The sequence below is a fragment of the Bradyrhizobium arachidis genome (genome assembly GCF_024758505.1).
Lineage (GTDB): Bacteria > Pseudomonadota > Alphaproteobacteria > Rhizobiales > Xanthobacteraceae > Bradyrhizobium > Bradyrhizobium manausense_C.
The window spans coordinates 8284921-8301450 of the sequence record NZ_CP077970.1; the positions used below are offsets into that span (position 1 = coordinate 8284921).

The 16530-nt window shown below is 64.7% G+C and carries 14 protein-coding genes; 9 read left to right on the forward strand and 5 right to left on the reverse strand.

From position 1 onward, the window contains the following. Nucleotides 1–67: 67 nt before the first annotated feature. The 4 genes from KUF59_RS38435 (at nt 68) to KUF59_RS38450 (ending at nt 3891) form a co-directional block, all read left to right on the forward strand. Nucleotides 68–1801, forward strand: a complete 1734-nt coding sequence (locus KUF59_RS38435; RefSeq protein ID WP_212461962.1) for an adenylate/guanylate cyclase domain-containing protein — start codon at nt 68–70, stop codon at nt 1799–1801. A gap of 146 nt (nt 1802–1947) precedes the next feature. Next, nucleotides 1948–3147, forward strand: coding sequence for a SorA family sulfite dehydrogenase catalytic subunit (gene sorA / locus KUF59_RS38440; RefSeq protein ID WP_212461961.1), 1200 nt, complete (start codon nt 1948–1950; stop codon nt 3145–3147). A 5-nt stretch (nt 3148–3152) separates the two neighbouring features. Beyond that, the gene (sorB, locus tag KUF59_RS38445; protein WP_212461960.1) at nt 3153–3482 is read left to right on the forward strand and encodes a SorB family sulfite dehydrogenase c-type cytochrome subunit; all 330 of its coding nucleotides are present in this window, start codon (nt 3153–3155) and stop codon (nt 3480–3482) included. A 208-nt stretch (nt 3483–3690) separates the two neighbouring features. Beyond that, complete coding sequence (locus KUF59_RS38450) at nt 3691–3891, forward strand: cold-shock protein (protein WP_212461959.1); 201 nt, start codon at nt 3691–3693, stop codon at nt 3889–3891. Nucleotides 3892–4137: 246 nt separating this feature from the next. Here the strand turns inward: KUF59_RS38450 and KUF59_RS38455 are convergent, their stop codons facing one another. Then, nucleotides 4138–4599, reverse strand: a complete 462-nt coding sequence (locus tag KUF59_RS38455; RefSeq protein WP_212461958.1) for an Lrp/AsnC ligand binding domain-containing protein — start codon at nt 4597–4599, stop codon at nt 4138–4140. A gap of 113 nt (nt 4600–4712) precedes the next feature. Here KUF59_RS38455 and putA point away from each other — a divergent pair, with 113 nt between their 5' ends. After that, on the forward strand, nt 4713–7712 hold the full coding sequence (putA, locus tag KUF59_RS38460) for a bifunctional proline dehydrogenase/L-glutamate gamma-semialdehyde dehydrogenase PutA (protein WP_258767912.1): 3000 nt from the start codon (nt 4713–4715) through the stop codon (nt 7710–7712). A 1-nt stretch (nt 7713) separates the two neighbouring features. Here the strand turns inward: putA and KUF59_RS38465 are convergent, their stop codons facing one another. After that, entirely contained in the window at nt 7714–9840 is a 2127-nt protein-coding gene (locus KUF59_RS38465) for a tetratricopeptide repeat protein (protein WP_212461956.1), read from the reverse strand. 225 nt (nt 9841–10065) lie between these two features. Between KUF59_RS38465 and KUF59_RS38470 the strand changes: the two genes are divergently transcribed. Next, a complete protein-coding gene (locus KUF59_RS38470; RefSeq protein ID WP_212461955.1) occupies nt 10066–11271 on the forward strand; it encodes a CaiB/BaiF CoA transferase family protein in 1206 nt (401 codons plus the stop codon). A 98-nt stretch (nt 11272–11369) separates the two neighbouring features. Beyond that, nucleotides 11370–12014, forward strand: a complete 645-nt coding sequence (locus KUF59_RS38475; protein WP_212461954.1) for a glutathione S-transferase family protein — start codon at nt 11370–11372, stop codon at nt 12012–12014. Between the two features lie 3 nt (nt 12015–12017). On the opposite strand, the gene KUF59_RS38480 is transcribed toward KUF59_RS38475, so the two are convergent. From KUF59_RS38480 to KUF59_RS38490, 3 genes are all read right to left on the reverse strand, one after another. Continuing rightward, a complete protein-coding gene (locus KUF59_RS38480; RefSeq protein ID WP_212461953.1) occupies nt 12018–12182 on the reverse strand; it encodes a hypothetical protein in 165 nt (54 codons plus the stop codon). Nucleotides 12183–12240: 58 nt separating this feature from the next. Next, on the reverse strand, nt 12241–13785 hold the full coding sequence (locus tag KUF59_RS38485) for a hypothetical protein (protein ID WP_212461952.1): 1545 nt from the start codon (nt 13783–13785) through the stop codon (nt 12241–12243). A 96-nt stretch (nt 13786–13881) separates the two neighbouring features. Further along, complete coding sequence (locus tag KUF59_RS38490) at nt 13882–14928, reverse strand: hypothetical protein (RefSeq protein WP_212461999.1); 1047 nt, start codon at nt 14926–14928, stop codon at nt 13882–13884. A 295-nt stretch (nt 14929–15223) separates the two neighbouring features. Between KUF59_RS38490 and KUF59_RS38495 the strand changes: the two genes are divergently transcribed. After that, nucleotides 15224–15595, forward strand: a complete 372-nt coding sequence (locus KUF59_RS38495; RefSeq protein ID WP_212461951.1) for a Crp/Fnr family transcriptional regulator — start codon at nt 15224–15226, stop codon at nt 15593–15595. Beyond that, nucleotides 15592–16404, forward strand: a complete 813-nt coding sequence (locus KUF59_RS38500; protein ID WP_212461950.1) for an MBL fold metallo-hydrolase — start codon at nt 15592–15594, stop codon at nt 16402–16404. The genes KUF59_RS38495 and KUF59_RS38500 overlap by 4 nt, the downstream gene beginning before the upstream one ends. Nucleotides 16405–16530: the final 126 nt, after the last annotated feature.

Consider the following 16530-nt stretch of genomic DNA (forward strand, 5'->3'; position numbering starts at 1 on the left):
GCTGTTCACTGCGGGAATTAAACTCTACGATGGCCGTTCTACTCCACAAGCTGATACACAACCGCCCATGGCCTCCCTTCAGACCAGACTAGCCGACCTCCTCCACGGCACCAGCGCGCGCCAGATCCGGCTGGTCTGCGGCGTCATCCTGTTTACCTATGTGGTCAGCCATTTCCTCAACCATGCGCTCGGCAATATCTCGGTCGAGGCCATGGAGGCCGGGGTCTATTACCACGTCCTGTTCTGGCAGTTCCTGCCCGTGACGATCGTGTTCTACGCGGCCGCGCTGATCCATGCCGGGCTCGGCGTGTTCGCGCTGTATCAGCGCCGGGAGTTTCGATGGAAGGCCGCCGAGCCGCTTCAGCTCGTGCTCGGCCTGAGCATCCCCCTGCTCGTCATGGCGCATGTGATCGGTATCAGGCTCGGCCTGACGCTGTACGGGCACGAGAAACTTTACCCGCAGGAGCTCTATCTGTTCTTCGTCCTGGCGCCCGCCCGGCTCTGGCAGATGACGATTTTGCTCGTGGTCGCCTGGGTCCACGGCTGCATCGGCATATATTTCTGGCTGCGCATGAAGACCTTCTTCACGCGTGCCGCGCCCTATCTGCTCGCAGCCGCCGTGCTGATCCCGACGCTGGCGATGCTCGGGATCTACCAAGGCGGGCGCAGCGTCGCCGCCGACAGCGACGACGCGGACTGGCGCAAGACGAATTACACGCGGGAGCAGGTCGGCACCGTTGCGGAAAACAAGGTGCTGGACCGCATCAGCGGCGGCCTCGTCATGGGCTATTTCGGCCTGCTCGGCATCGTGCTGCTGGCCCGCGGCGTGCGGGCGCTGCGCGAGCGGCGCGGCGGCATGATCGCGCTGTCCTATGGCAACGGCAAGACAGTGCGCGTGCCCAAGGGACTCAGCGTGCTGGAGGCGAGCCTGCGCCACAACGTCCCGCATGCCAGCGTCTGCGGCGGCCGCGCCCGCTGCTCGACCTGCCGCATCCGCATCATCGGCGATCACGCCGCCCTGCCGGAACCCTCGCAGCGCGAGGCCTTCGTGCTGACGCGCGTCGGCAGCAATGATCCGTCGATTCGCCTGGCCTGTCAGTTGCGGCCGACCTGCGATCTCTCGTTCTTCCAGCTGTTCATGCCACAGACGCTGGCGGCCAATGCGCAAGGATCGAGCCCGGCGCGGATCGGCCAGGAGCGCTATCTCGTCAGCCTGTTCGTCGACATGCGCGGCTCGACGCAACTCGCCGAGAAGCGGCTGCCGTTCGACACCGTCTTCATCGTCAACCGCTTCCTCGCGGCGGTGTCGCAGGCGGTGCTGGAGAATGGCGGCCAGCCGAACCAGTTCGTCGGCGACGGCATGCTGGCGCTGTTCGGGCTGACGGCCAGCCCGGAAGCAGCGTGCCGCCAGGCACTCAAGGCGGCCGCCGGCATCGCCGTCCATGTCGACGAGCTCAATCAGCTCCTCAGCCACGATCTGCGCCAGCCGATCCGCTTCGGCATCGGCATTCACGGCGGCGAAGTCATCATCGGCGATATCGGCTATCGCGATCACATCGTGTTCACCGCACTCGGCGATGCCGTCAACGTCGCGGCGCGGCTGCAGGACATGACCAAGACGCTCGCCTGCGAGGCGGTCGTCTCCGACGAGGTGCGGCTCACGGCCGGCCTTGCCGAGGACACCCTGCCGCAGCAGGAGGTCGCGATCCGCGGCCGCGACGAGCCGATGGTGGTCCGCGTCGTCGCGGACACCAGGCAGTTGTCCACCCTGGTCGACGGCACCGAACGCGCCGCAGCCTGAATTCCGAACATCACTTCTGCTGCAGCGCAGCGTCATGAGCACGCGGCGAAAGCACGAATTGACTTCGCCTGAGTGGAAGCAACAGATGCGCGTGGGGTTCGTGTGATGACTCGAACTCTTGAGAACAAGCTCCGTGGGGAGACAACATGATCGACAGACGCGACCTGCTCAAGGGAGCGGGCTTTGCCGCGTTGGCGGCGGGCCTCGGCTCCGCCAAGGCGCTGGCGCTGGACACCGTGACGCTGCCCTTCGCCAACGGCGAACGTCCGCTGGTGAGATATCCGCAGAAGCGGCCGATGATCGGCCTGACCAGCCGGCCGCCGCAGCTCGAGACGCCGTTCGCGGTGTTCAATGATGGTCCGATCACGCCGAACAACGCGTTCTTCGTCCGCTATCACCTCTCCGACCTGCCCTACAATCTCGATCCCGACAGGTTCACGCTCGAGGTCAAGGGCAAGGTCGACAAGCCGCTCAAACTGTCCCTGAAGGATATCCGCAAGATGAAGGCGACGGAGATCGTCGCCGTCAATCAATGCTCCGGCAACAGCCGCGGCTTCTCCGAGCCGCGCGTGGCCGGCGGCCAGCTCGCCAATGGCGCGATGGGCTGCGCGCGCTGGCGCGGCGTGCCGCTCAAGACCGTGCTCGATATGGCCGGCGTCCAGGCGGGCGCCAAGCAGGTCACCTTTGGCGGCATGGATGGTCCGGTCAGCGACAAGACGCCTGACTTCGTGAAGGCGCTCGATCTCGACCACGCTCGTGACGGTGAGGTGATGCTGGCCTATGGCATGAACGGCGAGGACCTGCCGTTCCTCAACGGTTTTCCGCTGCGCCTGGTCGTGCCGGGCTATTACGGCACCTATTGGCTCAAGCACCTCAACGAGATCACCGTCATCGACAGCGTCTATGACGGCTTCTGGATGAAGTCGGCCTATCGCATTCCTGATACGCCTAACAACGCGATCGAGCCGGGCACCACGCCGAAGTCGACGATTCCAATCAACCGCTTCACCATCCGCTCCTTCATCACCAGCGTCGCCGATGGCGCCAAGCTCAAGGCCGGCAGCACCACGCTGCGCGGCATCGCCTTCGACGGCGGCAAGGGCATCAAGGAGGTCGCGGTCTCGACCGACGGCGGCAAGACCTGGACGAACGCAAAGCTCGGCAAGGATCTCGGCAATTACGCCTTCCGCGAATGGAAGCTGCCGGTGAAGCTCGCGGCAGGCCCGGCCGAGCTCAGGGTCCGCGCGACCAGCAATTCCGGCGAGACGCAGCCGGACACGCCGCGCTGGAACCCGGCCGGCTATTTGCGCAACGTCGTCGAAACCGTTCGCGTGACCGCGGCGTGAGGAGAATGATCATGAAGCGGACCGCTCTCCCCCTGCTCGGCCTCCCCTTGCTCAGCCTCGCGCTCGCCGTCTGCATCAGTGCGGCGACCGCCGCCCCGATCGCCTACAAGACCCCGGACGAGACCGCGGCGTTCAAGCCGGGGCCCAATGTCGATGTGGTCAAGAACAACTGCACCGCCTGCCACTCGGTCGACTACGTCGCCACGCAGCCGCCGATGAAGGACAGGAAAGGCTTCTGGCAGGCCGAGGTGACCAAGATGATCAAGGTCTATGGCGCGCCGATCGACGATGCGGATGTCGGCAAGATCGTCGATTACCTGGCCGCGACCTATTGAGGGAGCTCGGTCGGGGCCTGTGTCAAATGATCGCTAAACGGGCAAAACCGGCAAAACCGCCACCAAGTTGAGCGATTTTCGGCCCTCGGCCGTTGTGGTTTGAGCTACCAAGCCCGCGACATTTTGCGTATCCTGTTAGGACCGAGCCGGCCGGTTTGCGGGGACTGGCGGCTCGTGCTCGTGGAGGAAGACCCGCGGAGAAGACGTGATGCCCAAAGGTACGGTCAAGTGGTTCAACCCGACGAAGGGTTACGGTTTCATTCAGCCCTCGTCGGGCGGCAAGGATGTGTTCGTGCATATCTCGGCAGTGCAGAAGGCCGGTCTGTCGACCCTCAACGAGGGACAGACGGTGGAGTACGAAGAGATCGCCAACCGGGGCAAGACGTCCGCAGAGAACCTCAAAGTTTAAGCCCAAGGCATTTTGCCGCTCCCGGATTCCATCCGGGAGTTGGGCCAAAAAAATTTTAAGAGACGATTGGGTGCATTCGACAGGGCTTGCGATTGCGCACACGCAGTTTCTTGCGTGCTAGGAACCTCTGATCGTTACCATGCATATGACAATCGCGGCGGCCGTTCCGATGGAATCGGAACGGGTGTGATTTGAACGCGTTTTCTTGACGCGAACCGGTATCCACTTCGCTTGAAAACGCTCTAGCTAGCCCACCGGCAGGGGTGCGTCGCGCTTGATCTCTTCCATCACGGCATAGGTACGCGTCTCGCGCACGCCCGGCATTGAGAGCAGCCGCTCGCCGAGAAAGCGGCGATAGGCCGTCATGTCCGGCAGCCGCGCCTTCACCAGATAGTCGAAACCGCCGGCGACCATGTGACACTCCAGCACCTCGGGCGCGAGCTTTACGGCGCGCGCGAACCGCTCGAAATTGTCGGGTGTGGTCTTGTCGAGCAGCACTTCGACGAACACCAGAAGCCCCAGCCCGAGCCGGTGCGGATTGAGTCGCGCGCCATAGCCCTCGACAAAGCCTTCGCGCTGCAGCCGCTTCAGCCGTTCGCCGACCGAGGTCGGAGACAGGCCGATCCTGTCAGCCAGGTCGACATTCGGAATCCGCCCATCCTCTTGAAGGATCGAGAGGATTTTACGGTCTGTGCGATCAAGATCCATACTATCTACGGCAAAATGACATCCTATGTTTATTTTCTAAGGCAAAATCCCTATTTTGTCTATCGAACTACGGCCAAGCGGGGATTACGTTCGAATCCGTCACAGGAAACGCCATGCCGAACGCTTTGCCGCCCTTCAGTGCGCCCTACGCGCCCGACGATGCCGAGATCGCCGCCGCCTTGCTGCGGACGGCTCACCTCTCCCCGCCGCAGGACGCGCGGATCGACCGGTCAGCGACGCGGCTGATCGAAGCCATCCGAACCAGTGACGACCGGCTTGGCGGCGTCGAGGACATGCTGCGGGAGTTCGCGCTTTCGACCAAGGAAGGGCTGGCGCTGATGGTGCTCGCGGAGGCGCTGCTCCGCGTGCCCGACGCCCGCACCGCCGATCAGTTCATCGAGGACAAGCTCGGCGAGGGCGACTTCATCCACCACGAGACCAAGTCGAGCGCCTTCCTGGTCAATGCCTCGGCCTGGGCACTCGGCCTGTCGGCGCGCGTGATCCAGCCGGGCGAGACGCCGGACGGCACGATCGGGCGGCTGGTGAAGCGGCTGGGCGCGCCCGCGGTGCGCGCCGCCACCCGCCAGGCGATGCGGCTGATGGGCAATCATTTTGTGCTCGGCGAGACCATCGAACAGGCGCTGGAGCGCGCGCGGCCGCGCTCGGGCCACCAGCCACGCTATTCCTTCGACATGCTTGGCGAAGGCGCGCGCACGGCGTCCGACGCAAATCGCTATTTCGACGCCTATGCCAGTGCAATCGAGACGATCGGCAAGGCCGCGGGTGATCGTCCCCTGCCCGACCGACCCGGCATCTCGGTAAAACTCTCGGCGCTGCATCCGCGCTTCGAGGCGATCGGCCGCGACCGCGTGATGCGCGAGCAGGTGCCTGATCTCGTCGATCTCGCCAAGCGAGCCAAAGCGCATGACCTCAACTTCACGGTCGATGCCGAGGAGGCCGACCGGCTCGAATTGTCGCTCGACGTGATCGCGGCGACGCTTGCCGACCCTGCGCTCGCCGGCTGGGACGGCTTTGGGCTGGCGATCCAGGCCTACCAGAAGCGCGCCCGCGACGTGATCGACTACATCGACAGCCTGGCCCGCGCGCTCGACCGCAAGCTGATGGTGCGCCTGGTCAAGGGCGCCTATTGGGACACCGAGATCAAGCGCGCGCAGGAGCGCGGGCTCGACAGCTATCCCGTATTCACCCGCAAGGCGATGACGGATCTCAACTACGTCGCCTGCGCCCAGAAGCTGCTGGCGCTGCGCCCTCGCATCTTCCCGCAATTCGCAACCCACAACGCGCTCACGGTCGCGACCGTGCTGGAGCTTGCAGGTGGCGACGGCGGCTACGAGTTCCAGCGCCTGCACGGCATGGGCGAAGCGCTCTATGAGCGGCTGGCGCAGGATCATCCCGGCATTGCCTATCGCACCTACGCACCGGTCGGCAGCCATCGCGACCTCCTCGCCTATCTGGTGCGGCGTCTGCTGGAGAATGGCGCCAACTCCTCCTTCGTGGCGCAGGCCTCGGACTATCGCGTGCCGGTCGCAACGTTGCTGCAGCGACCGGCCGATAGCGTGACCAAGCCGCAGCAGGCGAACCACCCCAGAATTCCGCTGCCGCGCGACCTCTTCGCGCCGGAGCGCAGGAATTCGCGAGGTGTCGAATTCGGCGAACGCGCCGCGCTCGATCGCCTGCTCGCCGACATTGCGAGCGAGGCAACCGATCTCAAGCCGGTCAGCGACGCCACGCCTCAACAGGCCAATGCTGCGATTGCCGCCGCGCGCGCCGGATTCGCATCCTGGAGCCGAACGCCGGCGGCCACGCGCGCGGCTGCGCTGGAGCAGGCTGCCTATCTGCTCGAACAGCGCGCTGCGCATTTCATGGCGCTGCTGCAACGCGAGGGCGGCAAGACGCTCGACGACGCGCTCTCCGAAGTTCGCGAAGCCGCCGACTTCTGCCGCTACTATGCCGCGCAGGGCCGCAAGCTGTTCGGCACTGAAGAGGCGATGCCGGGCCCGACCGGCGAGAGCAATGGGCTCGCCTTGCGCGGTCGCGGCGTCTTCGTCGCGATCTCGCCTTGGAACTTTCCGCTGGCGATCTTCCTCGGCCAGGTCACTGCGGCGCTGATGGCCGGCAATGCGGTGGTGGCAAAGCCCGCCGAGCAGACGCCGCGGATCGCAATCGACGCGGTCCGCCTGCTGCATGAGGCGGGTGTGCCGGCTTCCGCGCTGCATCTCGTTATCGGCGACGGCCACATCGGCGCTGCACTGACCGCGCATCAAAGTATCGCCGGCGTCGTCTTCACCGGCTCGACCGAGGTCGCGCGCGCGATCAACCGGACGCTCGCCGCCAAGGACGGACCGATCGTTCCGCTGATCGCAGAGACCGGCGGCATCAACGCCATGATTGCGGATGCGACCGCGCTGCCCGAGCAGGTCACTGATGACGTCGTCACCTCGGCTTTCCGCTCCGCCGGCCAGCGCTGCTCGGCGCTGCGACTGCTCTTCGTGCAGGAGGACGTCGCCGACCGCATGATCGAGATGATCGCAGGCGCCGCGCGCGAACTGCGGATCGGCGATCCCCGCGAGATCGCGACACACATCGGGCCGGTGATCGACGCCGAGGCCAAGCAGCGGCTGGACGCCCATATCGCGCGCATGACGAAAGAGGCGCGGCTGCATTTTGCCGGTAAGGCGCCCGAGGGCACCTTCGTCGCACCGCATATTTTCGAGCTCGCCGACGCCGGCCAGCTCACCGAGGAGGTTTTTGGCCCCATCCTGCATGTCGTGCGCTACCGCGCCGAGCATCTCGGTCGCGTGCTCAAGGCGGTCGAGCGCAGCGGTTTCGGGCTCACGCTCGGCATCCATTCGCGCATCGACGACACCATCGAGGCGATCATCGCGCGGCTCTCGGTCGGCAACATCTACGTCAACCGCAACATGATCGGCGCGGTCGTCGGTGTGCAACCGTTCGGCGGCAACGGCCTGTCCGGAACCGGCCCCAAGGCCGGCGGCCCGCACTATCTCGCGCGCTTTGCCACCGAGCAGACCGTGACGATCAACACGGCGGCCGCCGGCGGCAATGCGGCGCTGCTCGCGGGGGAAGAGTAGCTTACAGACAGGTGTCGTCCTTGTCGGCCTTCCCCGAATTGCCGCAGGGGATGCGCTTGGACAGCTGCTGGATCTTCAGCTTGGCCTGGTTCTGGGCAGCGATATCGAACACGCTCGTCGGCGTGAGCTGGGTGGCGCTGCGGTAGTCGCTGGTTGCCTTGTCCGGATCGCCCTTGGCCTCGTAGGCCATCGCCCGGGCGAAATAGCGCTCGATCGACGGGCGCTGTGCGATCGCCTTGCCGAGATCGTCGAGCGCCTTGTCGTATTGCTTCATCGACGTGAAGGCGATGCCGCGCAAGCCGAGCGCATCCGGATCGTTCGGCCGGGTGCCGAGCACCAGATCGAGGTCCGTCATGGCGCCGGCGGCATCCTTCTTGCCGAGATAGGCGCGTGCGCGGAGCGTCCGCACGAAGCCGTCGAAGGCGGGCGCCGTGCCGACGATATGGTCCAGCGCCACGATGGCGCGGTCGTATTGTCCGGAGATCAGCATCGCCAGCCCCTGTCCGAGCTCGGCGACCTGGTTGTTGGGATTGCGGTCGAGCGCGTTCTTGACGTCGACCAGGCCTTCCGCGTTGTTCCCCTTCAACAGCAGCACGAGCCCGCGCGAGGCGCGCGCCGTGTCGTTGACGGGGTTGAGCACCAGCGAACGATCGAAATCGACCACGGCCTTGTCGAACTGGTTCAGTCCCATATAGGCCTGGCCGCGCTCGGAATACGCCATGTAATCCTTGTCGTTGAGCGCGATCGCGCGGTCGAAATCGGCAATGGCGTCCTTGAATTTGCCGGTCAACCGGGTGGCCATGCCGCGGCCGACATAGGCCACCGCATTGTTCGGATTGGCACTGAGCGCCTGATTGGCATCGATCATGGCCTGATCGAATTGCTTCATGCCGATCGAGGCAATCGCACGGGAGGCCAGCAATGGCGAGTCGTTCGGCTTCATCCGGAGCAAGGCGTCGATGTCGGTCCGTGCCTCGGCGAAGCGGGACAAAGAGAGATTTGCGGCCACGCGCAATTTGAGCGCAGTCTCGTTGCGCGGGTTGCCGTCAAGCACCGTGTTGAGACGCGGCAGGGCTTCGGCATATTTTTTCTGCTGTAGCAACTGCGTGGCCTCGCTCAGGCCGGCCGGAGCCGCAGGAAATGTGCCCTTCGGTATGATCGCCATCGGCGCCGTTCCCGACGGAAGCGCAGGCGGTGGAGCGGCGACGACCTGCTTGGGGGCAGCGGACACGGCGGGAGCAGCGGGCGCCGCCGGCGCAGCCATCGCCGGCGCGCCTTGCACTTTCGCAAGCTCGGCCTGCATCGCGACGGCGGCCTGGCGCTGCTGCTGGGCAAACTGATCGTTCGGAGCGATCGACAGCACCTTGTCGAAATCCGCGATCGCACGCGCATAGTCGCCCTTGGAGCTGAAGACCTGCCCTCGCGCGAAATAGGAGCCGCGATCGGGTTGCGGCGTCTGCGCGATCGCCCGCGAAAAGTCCTCGATGGCGTGGTCGAGTTCGCCCTTGCGGCGATAGACCTGACCGCGCCAGAAGAAGGCGTTGGGCAAGCTCGCATTGATCGAGATCGCGGTGTTGAGATCGCTCATGGCCTGATCGAGCTGCGAGGTTTCGACATAAGTCCGCGCGCGCCCGACATAGGCCGGGGCATAGTCCTGCCGCAGGCTGATCGCCTGGCTGAAATCCGCGGCGGCGTCGGTCCACTGCTTCTGGTCGATTTTCAGGCCGCCGCGCGCCGCAAACGCATTCGCACTCTTGGGGTCGAGCTCGATGGCCTGGTTGATGTCGGCCAGCGCGCCGTCAAAATTAGCTTTGCGCTGCCGGGCGAAGCCGCGCGACAGCAAGGCGGGAACGGATTTCGGATTGAGCTCGACCGCGGCTTCCGCGTCTGCCAACCCCGCATCGAGGTTGGAGCGGCCCATGAACAGGCGCGACCTGTTCACATAGGCGCGCAAGCGATCCTCGGCAGGGCGCAATTGATCGGCGATGATGGCGGCGCAGCCGGATTCGATTTTAGTCGGGACGGGGCCACTGCAATCTTCGAGATCGCCCGCTCGCGCCGGACCAAACCCGCACAACAACCCGGTGAGCGCGACCGGCGCCATCAGACGGACGAAAGACGTCGACATGAACGACCCACCCCATTCGGCCGATCCGCTACGATCGGCTCGCGCGGCTGCCTACGCTCTACAACCTGAGCGGGCGGATTGCCATAAGAGTTTGGCATTCCGGCCAAGCCGCAGCCGCGGGCTCGGAACGTTGCATCCCGCCACAACATCGGTCAAATGAACGAACGGTTAGGAAGCGCGAATTTCAGCGCGCGGGAAACAATAAGAGCAAGGAGCTACGCCGCGATGCAAAAGGGTATTTTCGACGGCCTGAAGGTTCTGGACTGCGCGAGCTTCATCGCCGCCCCCGCTGCCGCGACCGTGCTGTCGGACTTCGGCGCCGATGTCATCAAGATCGAGCCGCCGGGCATGGGCGATCCCTACCGCAACCTGCCCAACCTGCCCGGCTATCCCGCGAGCGAGCACAACTTTGCCTGGCTGCTCGAAGCCCGCAACAAGAAGAGTCTCGCACTTGACCTCACCAAGCCCGAGGCGCAGGCCGTGCTCTACAAGCTGGTGGAGGAGACCGACGTCTTCATCACAAACATGCCGCCGCAGGTGCGCACCAAGCTCGGCATCACTCATGAACATCTCGCCCATCTCAACGAGCGGCTGATCTACGCCTCCTTCACCGGCTATGGCGAAAAGGGCGAAGAGGCCAACAAGCCCGGCTTCGACAGCAACGCCTATTGGGCGCGCTCCGGCCTGATGGACCTGGTGCGCGCGGACATCCACACCACGCCGGCGCGCTCGGTCGCCGGCATGGGTGATCATCCCTGCGCCATGGCGTTCTACGGCGCCATCGTCACCGCGCTCTATCAGCGCGAGAAGACCGGCAAGGGCTCGCACGTCGCCTCCAACCTGATGGCGAACGGCGTGTGGGCCGCAAGCGTGCTGGCGCAGGCAAAGCTCTGCGGCGCAAAATTCGGCGAGCGGCGGCCGCGCGAGCGCGCGCTCAACGCCGTGGCCAACCACTACCAGTGCAAGGATGAGCGCTGGCTGATCCTGACGCTGCTCAACGAGGAGCGGCAATGGCCGACGCTCGCCCGCTGCCTCGGGCGTGAGGACCTGATCGACGATCCCCGCTTCGCGACCAAGGCCGACCGCCACGCGCGCTCGGTCGAGCTGATCAAGATCCTGGACGACACGTTCGCCACCAAGGACCTCGCCGAATGGCGAAAGATCCTCGACGGCAACGGGCTGGTGTTCGGCGTCGTCGGCATCCTCGACGATCTGCCGACCGACAAGCAGATGCTCGACAACGAGGTGCTGGTGCCGTTCGAGAACGACACCATGCTCACGGTCAACAGCCCGATCTGGATCGACGGCGCCAAAAAGGTGCAACCGCGCAAGCCACCCGCCGTCGGCGAGCACAGCGACGAGATTTTGCGTCAGGCGGGCTACGACGAGGCGACGATCAGGAAGCTGCGGGCGGCAGGCGCGGTGGCGTAAGGGAAGCTCGCGCTACATACTCCGCTGTCGTCCCGGCGCAGGCCGGGACGAGGTTGTGAAAATTGCGCGCCTAAACAACATCTGCCTCGCGAGGCCCCATGCCCAGCTACCGCCTGCACTACTTCCCCGAATCCGGCAACAGCTACAAGCTCGCCCTGATGCTTACGCTCTGCGGCGAGCGCTTTGAGGGCGTGTGGACCGATTTTGCCGGCGGCGTCACGCGCACGGCCGAGTGGCGCAAGACCGTCAACGAGATGGGCGAGATTCCGGTGCTGGAGGTCGATGGCGTCAGGAAGACGCAGACCGCGCCGATCCTGCTGGGACTTGCCGAGCAATATGGCCGCTTCGGCGGCGACACCGCGGACGAGAAATTCGAGCTGCTCCGCTGGCTGTTCTGGGACAACCACAAGCTCACCGGCTACATGGCGACCTATCGCTTCATGCGGACGTTCGTGCAAAACGGGGATCCGCAGGTGTTGAAACATTTTCGGCGCCGGCTCGACGACTTCCTCGGCATTCTGGAGCAGCACCTTAAGCACAACGATTTCGCGATAGGCAAGAAGCCGACCATCGCCGACATCTCGATGATGGCGTATCTGCACTATCCCTGCGACGAGCACGGCTACGATTTTGCGCAAAGCCACCCCGCCATCCACGCTTGGCTCGGTCGCATGGCCGCGCTGCCCGGCTGGAGCTCGGCCTATGACCTTCTGCCCGGCAAGCGCCTGACACATTACGCGTAGCAACTACCGCGTCGCGATCCAGCCGAGTGTGAACAACACCGCGCCGATCATGACGGCAACGACGATCGCCCAGGTGCTGACGCGGATGTTGCCGGTGATCTGCCTGGCTTCCTCATTGCGCGCGATCTGGCGATTGCGCTCCTTGTTGGCGTCGCTGGTGTCGGTCATCGGTCACCGATTGGTTTGGTTGGCCATGTTGTCCGAGCATGACCGCGTCGATCATGCCCTACCGCGTCTTCACAAAGCACATTCCGATGCGGCTCGAGCTGCCCGCCGCCTGACAGCTGAGACCTTTAGCACAGGTCCATGACGTAAAACTCTTGTCGGCGCCGGCCGATCCTGGCCCCTGCAAGGAACAATGGGCGCCCCAGCCGTCCTGATATTCGGTTCCCGCAAGCTCCGTGCTGCCGCGCAGCTGTGGCCGACTGGCGAATCCGCGCGAAAAATCGGGACGTTTGCCGTCGCGGAAGGCAGTGAGGATATCGCGGCGGCGGACCTGGTCGCCAAAGAAATGCGGCGAGCCCGGCACGATGGTGGAAGTGGACGGCTTGTCCACCGTCCAGTCGACGCCCGGGAAATGGAAGCCGCCGATGCCGCGGGTCTGATGGCAACCGGCGCAGGTGATGTCGTTGAGCCGGCGCTGGAAGCCCGCCACCGAGCGGATGTTTTGCAAGCCGATGCCGCGATCCGCGGCCGTCTTGAGCGCACCGACGACGTCGCTCTCGCTGAATGCGGGATCGCGCTCGCCCTCCCCCTGCATCAGCCCGAATTCGGGTTGCAGGCTGGAGGGGGCGAGCCCGGCCGGCGTCGGCACGACGGCGCCCTTTGCGAGGAATTTCTCCGGGATCAGCACCGTGCCGCGATCAAAATCGCGCAAGTGCTCGGGCTCGAGCAGCCACGCCTTGAACTCGCGCCGCAGGCTCTCGTTCGCAAGCAGCCGCTCGCGGTCGATCTGATTTTCGAGCGGCGCCTCCTCGAACACTTTTGTGTCCGCGTTGTATTTGAACACTTTCAGAAGATAGTCGGTCCGGAAATCATGCAACGCCGATTTCGGAGCGACCGCAACTTGCGTGTTGGTCTCGATCCGATCGATCAGCGCATCCTGGGGAAACGGGAGGGCATCGACCAGGTCCTGCCACTTGTCATTGGCGAGCCAGCGCCGCGCGATCTCCGCGCAGGTGATGTGCTCGAGCTTGCGCGAGAGCTGCTGCGCGTCCCGCGCCTTCAGCACGAGATTGAGCGTCATCGGCAGGCGCATGGCCGCCTTGCCCTCCGAGGGGTTCGCCTCGAAGCGCGTGAGACGATAGATCAGGCGGATCTCGCCGCACGACTCCTCCGACACAAAGGCGCGGTCCATGCGGTTAACGATGCCCGCGAGCACGAAACGTGTCTGGTTGGATTTCAGCGTCGCGCGATCGAACAGCTGAACGTCAAAGCCCTCGCCGACGCCGATCGTCTCGTTCGGAAAGCTTGCCTTGTGGCGTGCGATGTAACGCTCGAACTCGGCGTCGATGGCGGGACGGATTTGCGCGAGCTGCTTGAGCCAGGAGAACAGCATGTCCGTCTCCAGCGGAAAATTCGCATTCCGCTCCCGCCACAGCAGTCGCGAGATCGAGAGCACGTCGTGCTGTTCGAACTCGCGCAGCAGATCGGGATCGGTGATCGCCGTGCCACGCTCGAGTGCGGTATCCTCCGCTGCCGACAGCGACGGCACGCCGTTGCATAGCGCGACGAAGGCAACGAGGATTCGCAAGACGCGGCCGTGGCTCATGCCTCCAATAACACCGCGACGTGACAGCTATTCAAGTAAAAAGGGGCGCCTCACATCGCGGTGAAGCGCCCTTTCGAAATGTGGATCGGATGCGACTTAGCGCGCGACGATCAGGCCCTTGGTGGTCACGACCACCCAGCGGCCGTCCTGGCGGCGGATCGCATCGACGCGGCCGAGCCCCGGCACGGGATCGCCGGCATAGACTTCATAGAGCCCCGAGCGGCTCTCGATCAGCGCGCCGCCATTGGCGACGTCACGCAACCGCCAGCCCTCGACCGTCGGCAGCCGGCCGACTTCGACTTTTGGCGGGGCGGCCGACGGCGCGGCTGCGGCGGCCTGAGCGGGCGCGGCGGCAGGGGCAGGAACAGGGGCAGGTGCAGCGGCGGCGACCTGCGCCGGCGCGATCGAGCCCGTCGTCTCCTTGGCCGCGACGGTCTGCGCGGGCGCAGCGGCCTGCGCGGCGCGAAGCTTGTCGACGCTGTCCGAGAGCTTGGCAAGCCTCGCCATCGGTTCGGCCTGCGCCTTCTCGAGCTTGTCGAGCCGGTCGTTGGTCTTGTTGAGCTGGCTCACACCCGTCTTGGAGGTGTGATCGAGATTGGCCTTCAGCGCGACGACGTCGGCATCGATCCGCGCGACCGAGCTTTCCAGCGCGCTGGTGTCGGCAGCCAGGGCTGGGGCTGGGGCCGGCGCCTGGTTCGATGCAAAATGCATGACGCCGGCGGTCGCCAGCGCGCCGCTGATGGCGCCGACCACGGCGGCGATCGCAACCACCGCGGCCATCGCGGACAGCCGGCGCGTGCCGCCTGCGGCCTTCTCCTCGGCCTTCGGCTGCGGGGCAAAATCCTCGCGTTCCCAGGCGCGGTCGGCGGGCGGCATCACGATCAGCTTGCCGAGTCTTGGCTCGACCTTGTCGTCAAGCTTGGGCTGCGCCTCGAGCTTCGGAGGCTCGATCCTGGTCGGCTCGATCTTGGTGGGTTCGATCTTGGGCGTTTCGATCTTGGGCAGCTCGACCTTGGGCGCCTCGGCCGTCGGCGCGTCCGGCTTGGGCGGCGCCTCATGATCGGGGGCGATCGACGGGGCGTCGATCCCGGCTTCCGGCGATGCAGCCTGGGCGGCGACTTCTGCGCCGGCCCGGTCGGACATTGTTTCGCTCACGGCTCAAATACTCCAGTCAGGATTGACCTTTTGGTAACTTTCATAGCTTGCGAAATCCTTACCTTCGGACCCGCTTACCGAAATTTTAGGAACTCATCGGGGGCCGAATTGCGCCGGGATCGTGGAACCGGCGTGGCAGTGTGCAACAGGATGTGATGGATGCTGCCCTGCGGCATCGCTCATGGCCGGGCGAAGCTGTTGTTTGCCTGACAAAATTCCCCGGTTAACATGGCGCTAACCGTCTCCCCAGCCAGAAGGCCGAGGGGGTGCCAGGAGAGGCACGATGGCGATCGAGAAGTGCATCAACGAGTTTGGCGTCGATGACGTCATCTTCGAGGAGGGCTCGACCGGGCGCGAACTGTTCGTCGTACTGGACGGCGAAGTCGAGATCGCCAAGGTCGGCGCCGGCACAAGGACCACCATCGTCAAGCTCGGCAAAGGCGAGTTCTTCGGCGAGATGGCCGTGATCGACGGCTCCGCGCGCTCGGCCACCGCCATTGCCTCTGCGCCAAACACGCGCGTGATGAAGATCAACCACGCGCGCTTCGTCTACCTCGTCAGCCAGCAGCCGGCCTTTGCGCTGATGGTGATGGATGCGCTCAGCAAGCGCTTGCGCGCCTCGAACGCCGTCACCTACCGGGCCACGCAGCCATGAGCGACCGCAAGCCGACGGTGTTTCCAATCCTTTTCAAGAACGACACCTGCTCGCTGATCCAGGCGGCTGACGACGTCTACCAGATCCGCTTCGCCAATCGCGCGGCCAATGCCTATCTGGTGCGCGGCTCGGCCCGCACCATCATGATCGACGTCGGCCTGACTTCGAATTATCAGGCGCTGGTCGAATGCCTCGCGTTCATCGACTGCCCGCCCGAAAAAATCGACATGGTGGTGCTGAGCCACGAGCATCTCGACCATATCGGCGCGGCCTGGCATTTTAACGAACGCAGGACATACATCGCGGCCCACCGGCTCGCCGCCAACAAGATCATGCTGCGCGACGATTTTTCGATGCTGAGAAAGATGTTCAACGAGCCGAACGTGCCGATCAACATCGACATCTGGCTCGAGGAAGGCAATCTGATCGACCTCGGCAATTTCCGCCTCAACGTGATGTACACGCCCGGCCACACCTCGGCCTGCATCACGCTGTTCGATCAGGACAAGGGCCTGTTGTTCGCCGCCGACACGCTGATGCCCGGCGGCGTGATGGGCGGCGTGTTCGGCTCGGGCAGCATCGCCGACTACATCCAGTCGCTGGAGCGCATCAAGGGACTGAACTCAAGGATCCTGCTGTCCGGCCACGGCCGGCTGTCCGATACGCCGCAGGACGACGTCCGCATCGCGATCGCCCGCTCGCATGCACTGCTGGAAGACACCGCGCAACTGTTCGACGCGCTGGATGCGCGCTCGAATTTCGAACCGATCATGCAGTCGGTGCGGGATTTGAACAAGTTGGATGATTAAAGCGGACTCGCGCCCGTACTAGCCCCGTCATCCTGAGGTGCGAGGGTTGCGGCGCAAATGCGCCGCAACAGGAGCCTCGAAGGATGAACGGCCCGGATGCAGCCGGGCCGTCGCCCTTCGAGGCTC